At 62.8% G+C, this 17548-nt stretch carries 14 protein-coding genes; 5 read left to right on the top strand and 9 right to left on the bottom strand.

Annotated elements, in window-relative coordinates:
• Positions 1-38: 38 nt before the first annotated feature.
• On the bottom strand, positions 39-2042 hold the full coding sequence (locus NPS56_RS28800) for a DUF1302 domain-containing protein (protein ID WP_274077796.1): 2004 nt from the start codon (positions 2040-2042) through the stop codon (positions 39-41).
• Positions 2043-2165: 123 nt separating this feature from the next.
• Positions 2166-2732, bottom strand: coding sequence for an RBBP9/YdeN family alpha/beta hydrolase (locus NPS56_RS28795; protein ID WP_274077795.1), 567 nt, complete (start codon positions 2730-2732; stop codon positions 2166-2168).
• Between the two features lie 353 nt (positions 2733-3085).
• Between NPS56_RS28795 and NPS56_RS28790 the strand changes: the two genes are divergently transcribed.
• Positions 3086-4129, top strand: coding sequence for an AraC family transcriptional regulator (locus tag NPS56_RS28790; protein ID WP_274077794.1), 1044 nt, complete (start codon positions 3086-3088; stop codon positions 4127-4129).
• A 1341-nt stretch (positions 4130-5470) separates the two neighbouring features.
• Here the strand turns inward: NPS56_RS28790 and NPS56_RS28785 are convergent.
• The 7 genes from NPS56_RS28785 to NPS56_RS28755 all read right to left on the bottom strand — a co-directional run bounded on the left by NPS56_RS28785 (position 5471) and on the right by NPS56_RS28755 (position 11856).
• Positions 5471-6481 carry a YeiH family protein gene (locus NPS56_RS28785; RefSeq protein ID WP_274077793.1) on the bottom strand — a complete coding sequence of 337 codons (1011 nt, stop codon included), beginning with the start codon at positions 6479-6481 and terminating at the stop codon, positions 5471-5473.
• The gene (locus NPS56_RS28780; protein WP_274077792.1) at positions 6478-6804 is read right to left on the bottom strand and encodes a Rieske (2Fe-2S) protein; all 327 of its coding nucleotides are present in this window, start codon (positions 6802-6804) and stop codon (positions 6478-6480) included. Before NPS56_RS28780 ends, NPS56_RS28785 begins: the two co-directional genes overlap by 4 nt.
• On the bottom strand, positions 6801-7463 hold the full coding sequence (locus NPS56_RS28775) for a DsbA family oxidoreductase (protein ID WP_274077791.1): 663 nt from the start codon (positions 7461-7463) through the stop codon (positions 6801-6803). Before NPS56_RS28775 ends, NPS56_RS28780 begins: the two co-directional genes overlap by 4 nt.
• Positions 7460-8785: an MFS transporter gene (locus NPS56_RS28770; RefSeq protein ID WP_274077790.1), complete on the bottom strand. Its 1326-nt coding sequence runs from the start codon at positions 8783-8785 to the stop codon at positions 7460-7462. The genes NPS56_RS28775 and NPS56_RS28770 overlap by 4 nt, the downstream gene beginning before the upstream one ends.
• An 88-nt stretch (positions 8786-8873) precedes the next feature.
• Positions 8874-9926: a 3-keto-5-aminohexanoate cleavage protein gene (locus NPS56_RS28765; RefSeq protein ID WP_274077789.1), complete on the bottom strand. Its 1053-nt coding sequence runs from the start codon at positions 9924-9926 to the stop codon at positions 8874-8876.
• An 87-nt stretch (positions 9927-10013) separates the two neighbouring features.
• Positions 10014-10862, bottom strand: a complete 849-nt coding sequence (locus NPS56_RS28760; protein WP_274077788.1) for a TauD/TfdA dioxygenase family protein — start codon at positions 10860-10862, stop codon at positions 10014-10016.
• A gap of 13 nt (positions 10863-10875) precedes the next feature.
• Entirely contained in the window at positions 10876-11856 is a 981-nt protein-coding gene (locus NPS56_RS28755; RefSeq protein ID WP_274077787.1) for a quinone oxidoreductase family protein, read from the bottom strand.
• A 234-nt stretch (positions 11857-12090) separates the two neighbouring features.
• Here NPS56_RS28755 and NPS56_RS28750 point away from each other — a divergent pair, with 234 nt between their 5' ends.
• The 4 genes from NPS56_RS28750 to NPS56_RS28735 all read left to right on the top strand — a co-directional run bounded on the left by NPS56_RS28750 (position 12091) and on the right by NPS56_RS28735 (position 17308).
• A complete protein-coding gene (locus NPS56_RS28750) occupies positions 12091-13599 on the top strand; it encodes a PLP-dependent aminotransferase family protein (RefSeq protein ID WP_274077786.1) in 1509 nt (502 codons plus the stop codon).
• A gap of 111 nt (positions 13600-13710) precedes the next feature.
• Positions 13711-14781 carry a sugar phosphate isomerase/epimerase family protein gene (locus tag NPS56_RS28745; RefSeq protein ID WP_274077785.1) on the top strand — a complete coding sequence of 357 codons (1071 nt, stop codon included), beginning with the start codon at positions 13711-13713 and terminating at the stop codon, positions 14779-14781.
• Between the two features lie 38 nt (positions 14782-14819).
• Entirely contained in the window at positions 14820-16085 is a 1266-nt protein-coding gene (locus NPS56_RS28740; protein ID WP_274077784.1) for an MFS transporter, read from the top strand.
• Between the two features lie 167 nt (positions 16086-16252).
• Positions 16253-17308, top strand: a complete 1056-nt coding sequence (locus tag NPS56_RS28735) for an alpha/beta fold hydrolase (protein ID WP_274077783.1) — start codon at positions 16253-16255, stop codon at positions 17306-17308.
• The last annotated feature ends 240 nt before the right edge of the window (positions 17309-17548 follow it).

The following is a 17548-nucleotide window of genomic DNA, read 5'->3' as shown; positions in this document are numbered from 1 at the left end:
GTTATTCTCCTGCTTGCGTTGAGCAAATCAGTGGTGAATCAAAAAGTGGTTTTCATCGTCAGGTAAACGGCGCCACGGTCCTCAGTCGTTGCACCACCACCGGAAAAGGCTGAGTAGCCACCGGCGTAGCAGGCGTAGTTTTCGTTACCGCTGAAGGCGTTCGGCGCAGCGCCGTCACCTCCGTTGGGGCCGGTACTCACACCACTGACATTGCACTTGTCGGCTTTGCCGAAAGAATCCACGTACTTCAGGTCGACAAAGTATTTGTTGTACACAACGGCCCCGAGGCCGACTGCGTAGTTACCGGTATCCTTGGCACCGCCACCGGAGACCGGTGACACGCCGTCGAGACCGAGGTTGATGGACATCGGCGCGTTGAGGTCGACACCGGGAAACACCTGGTACCAGGTCGGTGTGAAGTTCACCGCGATACCCCAGTTGTCCCGGGTCGGCTGGTCGATGCCGCGATAGGTATCCTTGCCTTTGTAGAGCGCCTCGTTCTTGCTATCGAGCTTGAGCAAGTTGCTGTAGTACAACTCGGCGAGCAGGGTCGCCGAATCGAACACGGGGGTTTTCGGCATGGTCATCAGGCCGTTGAGCGTCCAGTGCAGGGTGTCGCCGGTGGCGGCCATGCTGTCGCCCTTTTCCGGGGTGTCATAGACGATGCCGGTGCCGGGCGTGCGCGCCGGCAAAAGGCCAAGACCCTGGCCCAGGCCCAGCGGACTGTTGGTGCTGACGACCGCCGGAATACTGGCCAGCGGCATGTTGTGCCGAACGTTGAGGTCCGAGCCCACGCTCACACCGCCCACGTCCTTGGACAGGCTCAGGCCGACGATCTTGACGTTGTCGGCATAGGCCATTTGATAGGTGGCGGTGCTCAGCGAGTTGAGGGTGTTGATCACCGCGGGTACCTGGCCGGCCGGACGGGTGCCGTTGGCGTTGGCCGAGCTCAGGCCGCGAGCATCCAGCCAGGCTTGCGGCAGGATTTCCGAGGTTTCGCGGTAGTAGACACCGAGGGTGCCATCCAGCCAGGCCGGCGACCACTTGGCCATGATGCCCCAATCGCCACGCTTGTCCGGCGTCAGGTCATGCCCGCGACGCACGTTGGTCAAGCCGTTGCACGGCGCCAGGCCACAGCCCAGCGGGCTGCCCGGGACCACGGCGTTGGTGTTGCCCAACAGGAACGACTGCGCACCAAAACCGACCAGGTCGGAACCGCCGTAGTAGGTGCCGGCTTCCGGCAGGCGCGCGGCGTCCCAATCGAGGAAGTACTGGGCGCCCACGGTCAATTCCGGATTGACGGTGAAGGTCATCGACAGCTGGTTGCGCGGGACGAACAGTTCCTTGGCTTCAGTGCCCGGCGACGCGGCGAGCTTGGCCAGGTCGAGGCCGGACTGGCCGTAGCTGATCGAATGCACCGGATTGAGAATGGTCTCGCCCCAGAACACGTTGTGCTGACCAGCCTTGACGCTGAGCATCGACTCTTCGCCCACTTCGGTGCTGTAGAACACGAAGGCGTCGAGGATTTCGCCGGACGGGCCGCTGTAGTAGCGCTGGGCGTAGTTGCTCAGGTGCGGGCTGCCATTGCCGACGTTGTCGTTGGTGACACCGGCCAGGCGCGGGTCGTTGGCGATCAGGCCCGAGGTCGAACCGTTGCCGTTGACGAACGGGTTGGAGTTCGAACCGGTGTTATCGTAGGCCTTGTCGTACCAGGTGGCGGCGCTGACACGGAAGCCCATGTGGTTCTGATAGACCACGTCCATCTCGGTCAGCAGGTCGACACGGTTGGTGATGTTGGTGCCGGACTTGCGGAAGTTGTAGTCGCCGTCGTTGTTGTTCGGAGTGCCCAACATGCGCTTGTCGGCACTTTCGGTGCGCACGCCATAGTTGTACTTGATGGTGTTGTCCAGGCGAACGTTCCAGTCCGGGTTACCGGTCTCGATTTCTGCGCCATGGGCGGCCGGCATCATGGCGGCCAGGATGGCCGAGGCCAACAAGGTGTAGCGTGCGGTGGTGAAGCCGTGATTCTTATTGTTGTGCATTGCGTTGTCTCCGCCTTTTTGTATTTGTTTTAAGCGCAGCAGCCCTCGCGCGACCCGGTGGGGCCTGCGTGTTCAGGGATGAGGGCGAGTGCTGGTCGGGATGCGGCCCGACCGGCTCCTGTACTAGCGGTCCAGCTCGAGGATGAGTGCTTCAGCCTCAGGCCAGTGACCGAAACCCGCCGCCGGATTGAGGTGGCCGACATCGCCCAGATTGAGCAATTCGGCGCCCCAGCCTTGGGCAAGTCTAGTGGCGGCGTCCAGGCTGGCCAGGTGATCGTTGGTGCTGGCGGCCACCAGGCTACGGAATGGCAACGGCCCGGTTGGCAGAGGATCCCAACCGCTGCTGCGCAGGGTTTCAGGGGATGGATAGTTGGCGGGCCAGGCGGCCTCGAGATCCGGTGGCGCGGCCAGCAGGGCACCCTTGATCGGACGACTGAATTGCGCAGCCCAGTGGGCGACCATCAGCACACCGGCGCTGTGGGCGACCAGGATGACCGGCCCGTCGATCTGTTCCAGCTGGTGCTGGATCGCCCGGACGCGGGCATTGCAATCGAGCTTGTCGGTTTCCAGTGGCGGCACACTGCGTACCTTTTCCAGCCTGGCTTCAAGCAGCGTTTGCCAATGTTCGGCAACGTGCTCGCGCAGGCCCGGTACGATCAGAACGGTTGCGGCGGTTTGCAGTTTGTTCAATTCAACACCTACGCTTTCTCGATGACTCGACTGGCTCTGTGGCCAGGGGCTTTTTGTAGGACTGACATTAAAGATCGCCCCCCCCTGGCGCTTTTCATTGGACGTCAGGCACTTTTCATTTGATGACAGGTTTTTTCGCCACCGGATGCTCCTGACCGCTGGTCGAATAACCCCACGGGATCGCTGCGGGTCACTGTAATCAATGGGGAGCGTCGACCGCCCTTCGATAACGGTTGTCGGCCGGGCAGAATCGGGCGTGCACTGTCGTCAATCGCACAACTGTTCAAGTGCTGATGTGCTGGATATAGTCGCCAGGTTCAATTGATCGCAATTGGCTAAGGAAAGACCTTCGAATGCCCAAGCTTGTTCGCGCCGCCGTCTTGACCAACTACCTTGAGGTCACTCAATACCTGGGTTTCAACCCGCACGATGTACTGGCCGGCGTCGGCTTGACCAAGGCCCAGCTGCAAGCCCCCGGGCACCGTATTCCCATCGATGCCGCCGTACGCCTGCTGGAGGATTCGGCCGCCGCCAGCGGTTGCCAGACGTTCGGCTTGAGCATGGCCGAGTCACGCCAGCTCTCGGATTTCGGCGTGGTCGCCCTGCTGCTCAGCCATCAGCGCACGCTGCGCGATGCCTTGCAGGTGGTGGTGCATTACCGGCACTTGATGAACGATTCGCTGGCGATCTTCATCGAAGAGGCCGGCAAGATGGTGATCATTCGCGAAGAGGTGGTCACCGAATCGCCGATGGCCAGCCGCCAGGCCACTGAGCTTGCCATCGGCGTGATGTTCCGCCTGTGCGCCGCCCTGCTCGGCGCCCACTGGCATCCCTACAGCGTCAATTTCACCCACCAGGCCCCCGACAACGTGCAGCTGCACCGGCGCCTGTTCGGCTGCACCCTGGAGTTCGGCAGCGAGTTCAACGGCATCGTCTGCACAGGCGCCAGCCTGGACATGACCAACCCCAATGCCGACCCGGCCATGGCCCGCTACGCCCAGAGCTACCTCGACTCGTTGCAAAGCACCGAAAGCACGTCGATGCTGTTCGAAGTGCGCAAGGCCATCTACCTGCTGCTACCCATGGGCCGCGCCACCATCGAGCAGATCGCCCAGAGCCAGGGCATGAACGTGCGCACCCTGCAACGTCGTCTCAAGGACGATGGTTGTGCTTTCAACGACCTGATCAATGATGTGCGCCGGGATTTGGTGCTGCGTTATCTGGAGAATCCGAACTACTCGCTCGGAAGGATCGCCGACATGCTCGGGTATGCGATGGCGAGTTCGTTTACCCGCTGGTTCATCAGCCAGTTCGGCATGCCGCCGGCGGCGTGGCGAGCGCAGAAGCAGGGTTCGACAAAAGCTCCGGCGGATGCTGTCCCACCCAAGATCTCCTGATATCGCGGCGCAAAAAAACCGGCGTGACCGTCGACCCATCACTCACGCCTGCACCCAATCAACTGTGGGAGCCGGCCTGCCGGCGATGACGGCCTCAAAGCCACCCCATCTCCTCCGGCCACACCCGATCTACTGTAGGAGCCGGCTTGCCGGCGAAGGCGGCCTCACAGCCACCCCATCTCTCGCGGCCCTACCCGATCTACTGCAGGAGCCGGCTTGCCAGCGATGGCGGCCTCACAGCCAATCCATCACTCTTGGCCCTACCCGATCTACTGTAGGAGCCGGCTTGCCGGCGAAGGCGGCCTGACAGCCGACCCATCACTCGCGGACCTACCCGATCCACTGTAGGAGCCCGGCTTGCCGGCGATGGCGGCCTCAAAGCCAACCCATCACTCTTGGCCCTACCCGATCTACTGTAGGAGCCGGCTTGCCGGCGAAGGCGGCCTGACAGCCGACCCATCACTCGCGGCCCTACCCGATCCACTGTAGGAGCCGGCTTGCCGGCGATGGCGGCCTCAAAGCTGACCCATCTCCCACGGCCGTACCCGATCTACTGTGGGAGCGAGCTTGCTCGCGAAAAACGTCTGGACAACGCATTCATTCAGACAGCGCGCGTCATCGTTGACGACCATCGCTGCGATGCGGCGACCCGACAAGCCAGCTCCTACAGGGGGGATGCGTTCACTTGGGATCAGGTCGGCTCGTAGGCCGCCTCGCTTTTGCTTTTGAATTGGCTTTTGATTTTCTTGCCACATCGTGAGGCCAAGTGGAGGTTCTGCGTAGTGGGCCCATGTAGGAGCGAGCTTGCTCGCGAAAAACCTGAGAGCACCGCGGGGTGTCAGGCTTCCCGCGTCATCGTTGACCTCCATCGCGAGCAAGCTTGCTCCTACAGTAGATCGGGTACGGCCGTGGGAGTTGGGTCGGCTGTGAGGCCGTCATCGCCGGCAAGCCGGGCTCCTACAGTGGATCGGGTACAGCCGTGAGAGATAGGTCGGCTGTGAGGCCGTCATCGCCGGCAAGCCGGGCTCCTACAGTGGATCGGGTACGGCCGTGGGAGATGGGTCGGCTATGAGGCCGTCTTCGCTGGCAAGCCAGCTCCTACAGTGGATCGGGTACAGCCGTGAGAGATGGGTTGGCTGTGAGGCCGCCTTCGCCGGCAAGCCGGGCTCCTACAGGGTGTGCCCGGTGCGAATGCACCTTGGTTGACCCGGCAAAAAAAACGGCGACTGCTGGTACAGTCGCCGTATAAAGACCGGTGCGGGTAACACCGGTCGAGCGCTTCACTGTGACGAGGAGCCAGCCCAGTGAAGCCCTGCGATAAAACCTGTGGAAGACCTGCCCTCAGAGCCCCCAGCGCAGCAACAACAGCACCAGCACGACGAGGAATACCGTCTCCCCCACCATCAGCAGGATCGGCTTGATGCCCACCGCCGCCAGCTCCTTGAGCTGGGTCTTCATGCCCAGGGCACTGATGGACACCACCAGGCACCAGCGCGACAGTTCATTGACCGAACCCTGCACCACCGGAGCAATCCAGCCGGTGCTGTTGATGCACGCCAGGATCAGGAAACCGACGGCGAACCATGGCAGCAACGGTGGTCGCTTGCCGGTCGGATCGGCGCCTTGCATACGGGTGATCATGGCGGCGGTGACGATCACCGGCAGCAGCATGGCGACCCGCATCAGCTTGACGACCGTGGCCGTGTCACCGGTCTCGGTGGACATGCTGTAGCCGGCACCGACCACCTGGGCCACGTCGTGGATGGTCGCGCCGAGGAACACGCCCGCCACCTGCGGCGACAGTTGCAGCCAGTTGGCGATCATCGGGTAGACGATCATCGCCATGGTCGACAGCGCCGAGACACCGATCACCGTGAACAGGGTCGCGCGTTCTTTCTGCGGGTGGTTAGGCAGCGCTGCCGCCAGGGCCAACGCGGCCGATGCGCCGCAGATCGCGGTGGCGCCACCGGTGAGCATGCCGAACAAACGCTGGAAGCCCAGCGCCTTGGCCGCGATCACCGACACGCCGATGGTCACCACCACCAGGATCACCACCAGGGCCACCGGCTTCCAGCCCAGCGCCGCCATCTGCTCGAGGGTGATGCGCATGCCCAGCAGCGCCACGCCGATGCGCAACACGGTGCGCGCGGTGAATTCGATGCCGGCCTTGCAGACGCCGTCACCGGCGAGGAAATTCAGGGCCATGCCCAGCAGCAACGCGAACAGCATGACCGGGGCACCGTAGTGCTCGGACAAAAACGAGGCGGCGGCGGCCACGATCAGACTGACGATAAACCCCGGGGCCAATTCGCGCGTGCGACTATGGATACGGGTAAGGGCGATGGCGCTCATGGCGCGGCCTCCTCGGGAACGATGACGATGAACGCCTGGCCGTCGATGATCTCGACCGGGTAGTTGTTGACTTTCACCTGCCTGGAATTGAGCAGGTAGCCGCTGTGCAAATCGAAGCGCAAACCATGGGCGCAACATTGAATCACTCGCCCCTCAAGACGCCCGCCACACAGCGAGGCGCCCTGGTGCGGGCAACTGTCGTCAATGGCGAACAGCTGCCCGTCGACGTTGAACAACGCCAGGCTCTTGTCGTCGAACTCGAACAGCGCCCGGCCGCCGGCCTGCGGGTGTTTGCCGGCAGGTACGGGTATGCGCCGGGTCATGCCGGCTGCCGCTCGCGTTCATTTTCCTTGAGTGCTTCGTTCATGGCCCCGAGCAGCGCCTGGGCAGGTTGGGCACCGATCACCGTCATGCGGCCGTTGAACTGAAAGCTCGGCACGCCACTGGTCGCACCGGGAGATCCCTCGAAGGGCGTGCCGTCGCCCTTCAGGCAATCGAGCAACGCATCCGCATCGATGCCGCAGGAGCGGGCAATGGCGAGCAAGGTCTCGCGGCAGCCGAGGTTTTCGCGCTTGCGGAAATAAGCGGCGAACAGCCGTTCGAGCAGCATTTCACGCTGGGCAACATTACCCAGTGCACTGGCTCGCTCGAACAGGCGATGGGCGTCGGCGGTGTTGGGCATCGTCTCGATGTGGCTGAGGTCGATGGTCAGTCCTACCGCCGCGGCAGCCTGCTGTACCTGGGCCTGGCGCATGGTCACGGCATCGGCATTGCCCAGGCGCTTGCGGTAGAAATCGGCGAAGGGCTCACCTTCTACCGGCAAATGCGGCAGCAACTGCACCCCATGCCACCGGGTGTTGATCTGCACATCCGGATGGCGATTGCGAAACTGCACCTGCGCATGCTCCAGCTGGCGTTTGCCGATCAGGCACCAAGGGCAGATAAAATCGAAAAACACATCAATTTGTAGACGACGACTCACAACTTCACCTCTAACCCGGCCTGGTTGACGGGGTCAGGCACGCTCTGACCCTGAAGGCGGGCAATATCTTTGTGGTAATGACACTTGGCATAAAAGAACACCGCCGCTGCCGCGAGGCTGACCAGTGGCACCAATTGGAACGCGGCATGCAGGCCGATCAGGTCCGACACCCGTCCAGTGATGAACGGCCCAGGCGCCAGGCCCAGCATGTTGTTGGCCAATGTCAGCGTGGCGAAGGCTGTGCCGTGGACCGAGTAATGGGTCAGGTTGGCGACCATCGCGCCCGCCGGGCCGGTGGTACCGGTGGCAATCAGCATGCCCAGGCAGATCAGCGCCAGTTGCAGGGGCCCTGCCTGTAGCGCGAACGCCGCCGACAGCAGCAGGCAGCTGCCCAGGCAAAACCCGATGGCCAGGCTGACCTTGCGTTCCGGCGAATTACGGCACAGCCGATCGCTGAGCATGCCGCACAGGATCATCCCGGCGCCGCTGCACAGGACGATGATCGCGGCCATGCCGCCCGCCTTGTCCGTGGGCATGTCGTAGTAGCGATTGAGGTAGCTGGGAATCCACACCATCACCGTGCCGCCGACGAACAGCTGCAGGCCACTGCCGAAATAGGTCGCCACCACCGAACGGCTGGACCACAACGTGCTCAATGGACGCTTGACCGCGGCCACCTTGTTCGCCAGCTGGGCTGCGCGCTTGGGTGCAATCTTCGCTTCCTTGACGATGATCGGGTAAAGCATCGCCAGCAGCAGCCCGAACAGCGCCATGCCGGCGAACGACCAGCGCCAGCCGAGCTTGGCCGCGATCGCACCGCCCAAGGCCATGCCCAACACCGAGCCGAACATCCCGCCCGCCATGAAGGCACTGGCCAGGGTGGCGCGCATGTGTTTCGGAAACACCGAAATCACTACCGCGATGCCGACGCTGCCGTAGGCCGCCTCGCCAACGCCCACCATGAACCGGGCGATGAACATCTGCTGGTAATCCTGGGCCAACGCGCAACCCAGGGTTGCCACGCTCCACAGCATCGCCATCAGCGCCAGGCTCTTGACCCGGCCGAAGCGGTCGGCCATCAGCGACAGCGGGAACGTCAGCAGGCCGACCATCAGGGCGACAATGCCACTGAGCAAACCCAGTTGGCCGTCACTCAGGGACCACTCGCTCTTGAGCAGCGGGAACACCGCATTGAGCACCTGGCGTGACATGTAATCGGAAATCAACAGGCCGAACGTCAGTGCAAAGACAATCCAGGCATATTTACGCGCAACGTTGACGCAACCAGCGTCGTCATCGTCGGCGATTGGGTGAAAGGCCATGCAGCCTCCTCAAAGCTTTTATTTATTTTTGTTATCAAGCGTTTTGCAGTGCGCACGAGCGGTCACGGCCCCTCGTGCGCGCCACGGGTCAGCCGCGTTGCGGCACACCTTTTTGCCCAGCCTTGCGGTTGGGGGACATTCCGTTGGCCAGCAGGGTGTCTTCGATGCTGTCGTACTGCACACCGATGCGATAGATCTCACGGGCTTCTTTGCCGGTGGCGATTTCGCGACCCAGTTCGTGGGCGATGCGTACGGTTTGCTTGATCTGCGCAACCGAGCCGAAACGCTCGCCCTTGTGATCAATGATAGTGTCTTCGTTGCCCACGCGCGGGTGCAGCCCCATGGACATGGCCATGGTGTTGAACGGCAGCACGTTCTTGAGCAGCGACTCGGAGGTCAGGGTGCAACCATCCGGAACACGGTGGATGAAGTTGAAGAAGTTGAACGGGTTCGGACCGTCGAAACCACCGCCGATGCCGATCCAGGTCAGGTTCAGCGGGCCCTTGTAGATGCCCTTGCGCACCAGGCGCTCCAGGGTTTCGTAGGCATGGATGCCGGTCAGCTGGAAGTGCGGCTGGATGCCGTTGTCCATAAGGCGCTTGAGGTGCTCGGCAACCCAGGCTGGACCTGCCGGTACGGTCATTTCGCTGTAGGCGGCCTGGACCATCGGGTTGGCCAGGGAGGTGCCTTCCAGGTATTCCGGATACAGCAGCTCCATGATGTTCATCTGGGTGGTGTTGATGGCCACCGTGACCTGGTCCGGTTTCGGCGTCAGCTCGGCCAGCATGTGGCGAGTGTCGTCGGACAGCCACTTGGCCGCTTCACCGTCGCTTTCCGGGGCGAAGGAAATCGAGCCGCCGACCTGGATGATCATGTCCGGCACGGCTTCGCGCACACCGGCGATCAGCTCGTTGAACTTGGACAGGCGCTTGGAGCCCTTGCCATCCAGTTCACGCACGTGCAGGTGCAAAACCGTGGCACCGGCTTCATAGCATTCAACCGCTTTCTGGACTTGCTCGTCCATGGTCAGCGGGATGTCTTCCGGGAAGTCTTCAGGCATCCATTCCGGGCCGTACGGGGCCACGGTGATGACCACCTTTTCCATGTTTTCGGGGTGCAGGGAATCGTCGAAGAATTGCATGGTTTACTCCAGTTCTTATGATTGTCCCGTCCGCCCGGGTCGTGGCCGGGCAGACGTGTCTACGAGTGCGTATGCAGAAGGGTTGGATCAGAAAGTCTTGTCGCCGATGATCCCGGCGCGCTCCATCTTGCGATGGCACGGCGGGTAGTCCATGACGGCGTAATGCTGGGTACTGCGGTTGTCCCAGATGGCGATGCTGTTGGGCTTCCAGCGCCAGCGCACTTGATACTCAGGGATGTACGCCTGGCTGATCAGGTAGCGCAGCAACTCGCCGGCGCCAGGGTTGGCGTCCTGGCCGAAGCGCACCCGTTCAGGGGTGTGATAGTTGCTGAAATGAGTGGTGAAGGCGTTGACGAACAGCACCTTCTCGCCGGTTTCCGGATGGGTGCGCACCACCGGGTGCTCGGCGTCCGGGTACATCGCCTTGAGTCCCAGGCGCTTTTCGATCGGCATGGCCGCGCCGAAGCTCGCTTCGATGCTGTGGCGGGCACGCAGGTCGGCGATCTTGAGCTTTACGTCTTCCGGCAGGTTCGCATAGGCCTGGACCATGTTGGTCCACATGGTGTCGCCGCCCACTGGCGGGCATTCAACACAACGCAGCACGGCACCCATCGGCGGAACTTCGCGCCAGGTCGCATCGGTGTGCCAGGCGTTTTCGTAGCGGTCCATCGGCTGGTCAGGATTCTTGTAGATGCGCACCAGCCCCGGATGCTCCGGATCGCTGCCGGCCACCGGGTGGTCTTCCAGCTCGCCGAAGCGGCGGGCGAAGGCCACGTGGTCGGCGCGGCTGATGTCCTGGTCGCGCAGGAACACCACTCGGTGCTTGAGCAACTGGGCACGAATCTCGGCAAACAGACCGTCGTCATGCACCGCGTCGGCGAGGTTCACGCCGATCAGTTCGGCACCGATGCTGCAGGTCAATTGTTCGACTTTCATGGCTGGCAGCTCCTTAAATGACGAAAATCGACGAGCCGGTAGTCTTGCGCGACTCAAGATCGCGATGCGCCTGCACCGCGTCCTGCAACGCGTAGTGCTGGTTGATCTCGATCTTGATGCGGCCGCTGCCGACGTGGTCGAACAACTCACCGGCCAGGGCGGCTTTTTCCGCAGGATCGCTGATGTAGTTGGCCAGGGCCGGACGGGTCAGGAACAGCGAACCTTTCATCGCCAGCATCACCGGATCGAACGCCGGGATAGGCCCGGATGCGGTACCCACGCAGACCATCAGGCCACGGGGTTTCAACGAATCCAGCGAACCCATGAAGGTGTTCTTGCCAACGCTGTCGAACACCACGTTGACGCCCACGCCGTCGGTCAATTCGCGAACGCGAGCGGCGACGTCTTCATGGCTGTAATTGATAGTATGGTCGCAACCGTGGGCACGGGCGATTTCAGCCTTTTGCTCGGTCGACACCGTGCCGATCACGTTCAGGCCGAGCAACTTGGCCCACTGCGAAACGATCAGGCCAACGCCACCGGCGGCGGCGTGCAGCAGGATGCTGTCGCCTTCCTTGAAGTCGTAGATGCGGCGCATCAGGTACGACGACGTCAGGCCGCGCATGGTCATGGCCGCGGCGGTTTCGAAACTGATGGTTTCCGGCAGCTTGATCAGCGGCGCGGCCGCGATCAGTCGTTCGGTGCTGTAGGCGCCGAGGGTGTTGAGGAAACCGGTATAGGTGACGCGGTCCCCCACCTGGACGTTGGTCACGCCTTCGCCGATGGCCTGGACCACACCGGACGCCTCGACGCCCATGCCGTTGGGCATCGGGATCGGGTAGGTGCCGTTGCGAAAGTAGGTGTCGGCATAGTTCAGGCCGACCGCTACATGACGCAGACGTACCTGACCAGGACCGGGGTCGCCGACTTCGACATCCTCATAACGAAGGACGTCGGGACCACCGGTTTCGTAGAAGCGTACGGCTTTGGCCATTTTTCTTGTTCTCCAGTCTGCAATATTGGCTGCTGCGTCGATTTGCGCTGATTGGACTGTAGGATGACGCCCAAACAGCCGCTTCTCATCAGACGACAATGGCTTTTCATTTCATGACAGTGCCCGCCGTGGCGTTCCCGGCGGTGGATGACTTATCCGCTGCCGCTCGCTACCCTGCACACCTCGGCGCCAGCCGGCGCGGGACCACCCACACTCCGTCCAGACGAGCGCGTCATGAAATCCCCCGCAGGTTTGTTGCTGTCGGCCATCGAGCTGGACCGTGCCAGCGCCATCCCCTTGTACCGCCAGCTTTACTTGCAGATTCGCAAGCAGATCCTCGGCGGCCGCATCCAGGGCGGCGTGCGCCTGCCGTCGACGCGCACCCTGAGCAAGGAGCTGGCTCTGTCGCGGATCACCATCCTCAATGCCTTCGATCAGTTGATCGCCGAAGGCTTCCTGGCCTCGCGCACCGGGGCCGGCACCTACGTCGGCACCGAGTGGGAACAGCGCACGATGGTCGACGACGGGCAGGCGCGCCAGCCGCCTCGCCTGTCCGACCTGAGCCAGTCGATGCTGTCGCTGCGCAGCGATCATTTTCGCGGGGTGTCCTATGCCGATTGGGACCCTTCGACCCCGACCTCATTCCTGCCCAGCCACAGCACCTACGACGCCTTCCCGCAAGCGATCTGGCGGCGCCTGATGAACCGCCACCTGCTCAAGCCGAGCAAGGCCATGCTCGGTTATGGCGAGCTGCAAGGCTTGCAGGCCTTGCGCACAGCCATCGCCGAGTACGTCTTCGACGCCCGGGGCATCGACTGCGACGCCGGGCAAGTGGTGATCGTTTCCGGTGCACAGCAAGCCTTCAACCTGCTGGGCATGCTGCTGCTCAATCCGCAGGACAGCGTGTGGATGGAAGACCCGGGGCACATCGCCGCGCGCATCGCCTTGCAGGCCCAGGGCGCGCAGGTGGTGCCGCTGCGCGTCGATGAACAGGGCATCGATGTCCAGCAAGGGCTGGCCCAATGCCCCGATGCGCGCCTGGTGTTCACCACCCCCTCGCGCCAGCATCCCCTGGGCGTGACCCTCAGCTATGCGCGACGCCAGGCCCTGATCGATTGGGCGGCACGCCAGCAAAGCTGGATCATCGAGGACGATTGCGACAGCGAACTGCGCTACAGCGGCCGCCTGCTGCCCGCGCTCTATGCCATGGACCAGATGGCGCGGGTGATCTACGTCGGGACCTTCAGCAAGGTGCTGTTCCCGTCGCTGCGCCTGGGCTACGTGATCTTGCCCCAGGCCTTGGTCGAACCCTTCTGCACCTTGCGCGCGGTGATGGATCGCAGCCCGCCCACCCTGCTGCAGGCGACCACAGCGGACTTCATGGTCGAAGGCCACTTCCTGGGGCACATCCGTCGCCTGCGCACACTGTACCAGGCTCGCCAGCAGGCCCTGGTCGAGCAGTTGCAACAACAGCTCGGCGGATTCTTCAGGATCACCCCGGTGGACGCCGGCATGCACCTGATCGCCTGGCTCCCCCCGGCGCTCGACGACGACGCCATTGCCAAGCAACTGGCCCGGCACAACATCCACACCTACGCCCTCTCCGACTACTGCATCGGGCACGTGCTGCCGCCGGCCCTGCTGATCGGTTTTGCCGGCACCCCTGAACACCAGGCCCGGGAACGCGTCGCGGCGCTGGCCCGGGCGCTGGACGCAATGGGGTGCCTGACGCAGGCCACTTGAAGCCCGCAAGTGGTCTTATCAATTAACTGATAATGGATCTATCGAGAGTTCCTGACTGGCGCGATAAAGGCTGCGTCGCAAGACCCAGCGTCTGAACCAGGAACGACTCGAATGAACAATAAGATCCAGGAACGCTTCAACGCCCTGCTCGGCCACAACGTGGTCGAGGACGGCACCGCTCCCGTGCTGACCGACGCACTGGCCCGCCGGTTGCTCGACCGCCTGAGGCAACTGCGCCTGTTCGCCCACGCCTACCCGCTGCTGACCAACCTCACCCACGGCCGTGTCACCCCCGCCGACCTGCTCGACTTCGCCTATCGCCACGAACTGCAAGGCCTGAGCCTGCACTTGCTCGACGGCGAGCAGAACAGCCTGAGCCAGATGACGCCCGCGCAATTGCAGGTATTTGCCGCCAAGGCCAGGGCCCTGGGCCTGGATGTGCATCTGGAAATCAGCAGCACGCGGAAAAAGGACGTCGACCAGGTGATCGCCATCGCCCTCGCCCTGGGCGTGCGCAACATCCGCGTCTACTCGCGCTACGAGGGCACGCTGTCGCAAGTGATGGACGTGATCGAAACCGACCTGCACTACCTCGCGCAGCAGGCCGACAAGCACGACCTGTACTTCGACTTCGAGCAGCATGAAGAGCTCAAGAGCGCCGAGATCGCGCAACTGCTGACCCGCCTCAACCACCCTCGCCTGCATGCCCTGTTCGACTTCGGCAACATGATCAATGCCTGCGAACAACCCCTGCAGGCGCTGCGCAACCTGGCGCCGCACATCCGCCAGGCGCACCTCAAGGGCGTGCGCGTGGTCCCCGAGCAAAACGGCTTCGGCCATTACGGCGTCCTGCAGGGCAGCGCCGAAGACGACCTGCCCAGTGCCCGCCTGCTGTTCGAGCTGCTAATGCTGGGCGACACCAGCCCGCAGGTCATCGCCTTCATCCTCGAGCAGGAAAACCACTACGTGGCCCCGGCGTTCCGCCAGACCCTTGAGGCGGCCGACCCGTTCATTGCCTACCGGGAAATGAGTGATACACCGCTGCCTGAAGGCTTCTCGCTCGAACGAATGCTTGCCGACGAACACCGCTGGGCGAACAACCAGGTCGCCTATGTCCGCGGTGTGCTGGCCGAGTTGCGCACCCTGGCCGAACTCACCCTCGCCGATACCTGCAACGCCTGAACCCGACGCTACGAACCGATTACGCCCGGAGAACAATAATGACAATGCAAAACAAGGCCAAATGGCTGCGATTCCTGATCCTCATCCTCGGTGGCGGCACCATCTACAAACTGGCCAACCTCAAGGACGCCTTTTATGTGCCCATGCAGGAATTCATGGGCCTGAGCCACACTGAAATCGGCATGTTGCTCAGCGCCAACGCGATCATCGCCACCGCGCTGTTCGTGGTCGGCGGCCTGCTCGCCGATCGCTACGACACCCGCAAGCTGATCCCCCTCGGCCTGATCGGCACCGGCGGCCTGGGGCTGTACCTGGCGACCTTTCCTCCCTTCAGCAACCTGCTGATCGTGTTCAGCCTGCTGGCGGTGTGCGCCGACTGCCTCTTCTGGCCGTCGCTGCTCAAGGCCATCCGCAACCTCGGTGACGATCAGGAACAGGGTCGGCTGTTCGGCCTGCTCGAAGGCGGGCGTGGTGTCGTCGATACCCTGGTGGCCTTCTGCGCGTTGGGTGTGTTCATCGCCATGGGCTCGGGCGAAGCCGGCCTGAAGTCGGCGATCCTGTTCTACTCGGTGATCGACATCCTGGCCGGCACCCTGACCTGGTTCCTGCTCAAGAGCGGCGCCACCCAGTCGACCGCCAAGCCCGGCAACGGCCTGGCCAACCTGTTCGAAGCCATCAAGGTGCCGGGCATCTGGCTGGTCAGCCTCAATGTGTTCATGGTCTACATCGTCTACTGCGGCCTGACCTATTTCATTCCCTACCTCAAGGAAATGTACGGCCTGCCCGTGGCCCTGGTGGGCGCCTACGGCATCATCAACCAGTACTTCCTGAAGATCCTCGGCGGCCCTGCCGGCGGTTTCATCGCCGACAAACAGTTCAAGAGCACCAGCCGCTACCTGAAGTGGGCGTTCCTGGCGCTGCTGCCGCTGATGGCCGTGATCCTGTTGATTCCGAAAAGCCCGAGCTTCATCTATGCCGGCATGGCCGCCACCCTGTCCTTCGCGCTGATCGTGTTTTCCATGCGCGGCGTGTTCTGGGCGCCCATGGGTGAAGTCGGCATTCCCCAGCACATCACCGGCTCGGCCTTCGGCATCGGCTGCCTGATCGGCTATGCCCCGGGCATGTTCGCCTACGTGATCTACGGCGCCATCCTCGACCACTTCCCCGGCCAGCAAGGCTATAACTATGTGTTCAGCCTGATGAGCGGGTTGGCGATCGTGGGCTTCCTGGTGTCCAGCCTGCTGTATCAATCGGTGCGCAGAAACGCCACCGTCACGGGCAAGGTGAGTGCAGCACAGGCTTGATCCTGACGCTGTGTATCACTGTGTATCTGGACAGCAGCGGGATACAGGGGCTGACACCGGCCCCGCTCTTCGACACAGGCCAGATACGTCTTCGCGTTCAAATGCAGGCAGGGTTTAAAGGGGATCGGCCCGATCCCCTGGCCAGCGGCTTGAACAGGAGACATCACATGAAGAAGGCACAGCACAACGACAGAACCGGTAACCCTCGCCGCCGCCTGGTCGGCTCGTCGATCCTCGCCCTGAGTCTGTTGGGCGTTCTGGGTGTAGCTCACGCGCAGACATCCCCTGCCGCCCCCCCTGCCGGCACCACGCAGGCGGCGCCCTCGCCGTTCGGTCCGCTCAAGCATGTCAACGCGGGCCTGCTCAGCGTGGCGTACGCCGAAACGGGCCCGGCCGACGGCCCGGTGGTGATTCTGCTGCACGGCTGGCCGTACGACATCCACAGCTATGACGAAGTCGCGCCCTTGTTGGCGGCCAAGGGTTATCGCGTGTTGATGCCCTATGCGCGCGGCTACGGCGATACGCACTTCCTCTCCGACAAGACCTTGCGCAATGGCCAACCGGCCGCGCTGGCCAGCGACGTCATCGATTTCATGGACGCCCTGAAGATCAAGCAAGCCGTGCTCGGTGGTTATGATTGGGGCGCGCGTTCCGCCGACATCGTTTCGGCGCTGTGGCCGGAACGGGTCAAGGCCCTGGTGTCGGTCAGCGGCTATCTGATCGGTAACCAGGCCGCCGGCAAGAACCCGCTGCCGCCCAAGGCCGAACTGCAGTGGTGGTACCAGTTCTACTTCGCCACCGACCGCGGCCGCGCCGGCTACGAGAAAAACACCCATGACTTCGCCAAGCTGATCTGGCAACTGGCCTCGCCAAAATGGGCCTTCGACGACGCCACCTTCGACCGCAGCGCCAAGGCGCTGGACAACCCCGACCATGTCGACATCACCGTGTTCAACTATCGCTGGCGCCTGGGCCTGGTCCAGGGCGAAAGCCAATACGAAGCACTGGAGCAGAAACTGGCCACGGCACCTTCCATCAGTGTGCCGACCATCACCCTGGAAGGCGACGCCAACGGCGCCCCGCACCCGGCCCCCGAGGATTACGCCAAGCGCTTTACCGGCAAATACCAGTTCCGCCTGATCAGCGGCGGCATCGGCCACAACTTGCCACAGGAAGATCCGCAGGCGTTCGCCAAGGCGGTGATCGATGCGGATCATCTTTGAGGCCTGACAGCCGCCCCATTTCTCGCGGCTGTACCCAATCACTGTAGGACCTGGCTTGCCAGCGATGCGATGGTGGCCGTGATGCCGCCATCGCTGGCAAGCCAGCTCCTACAGGTTTTGCGCAGGTAAGTTGAATTGGTGGCGTCACGCAAATCCGTAGGAGCCGGCTTGCCGGCGATGCGATGGTGGCCGTGATGCCGCCATCGCTGGCAAGCCAGCTCCTACAGGTTTTGCGCAGGT

It is taken from the genome of Pseudomonas putida (assembly GCF_028682635.1).
Lineage (GTDB): Bacteria > Pseudomonadota > Gammaproteobacteria > Pseudomonadales > Pseudomonadaceae > Aquipseudomonas > Aquipseudomonas putida_AE.
The sequence above is the reverse complement of the archived record's forward strand: the minus strand, read 5'-3'. Positions and strand labels throughout refer to the sequence as shown.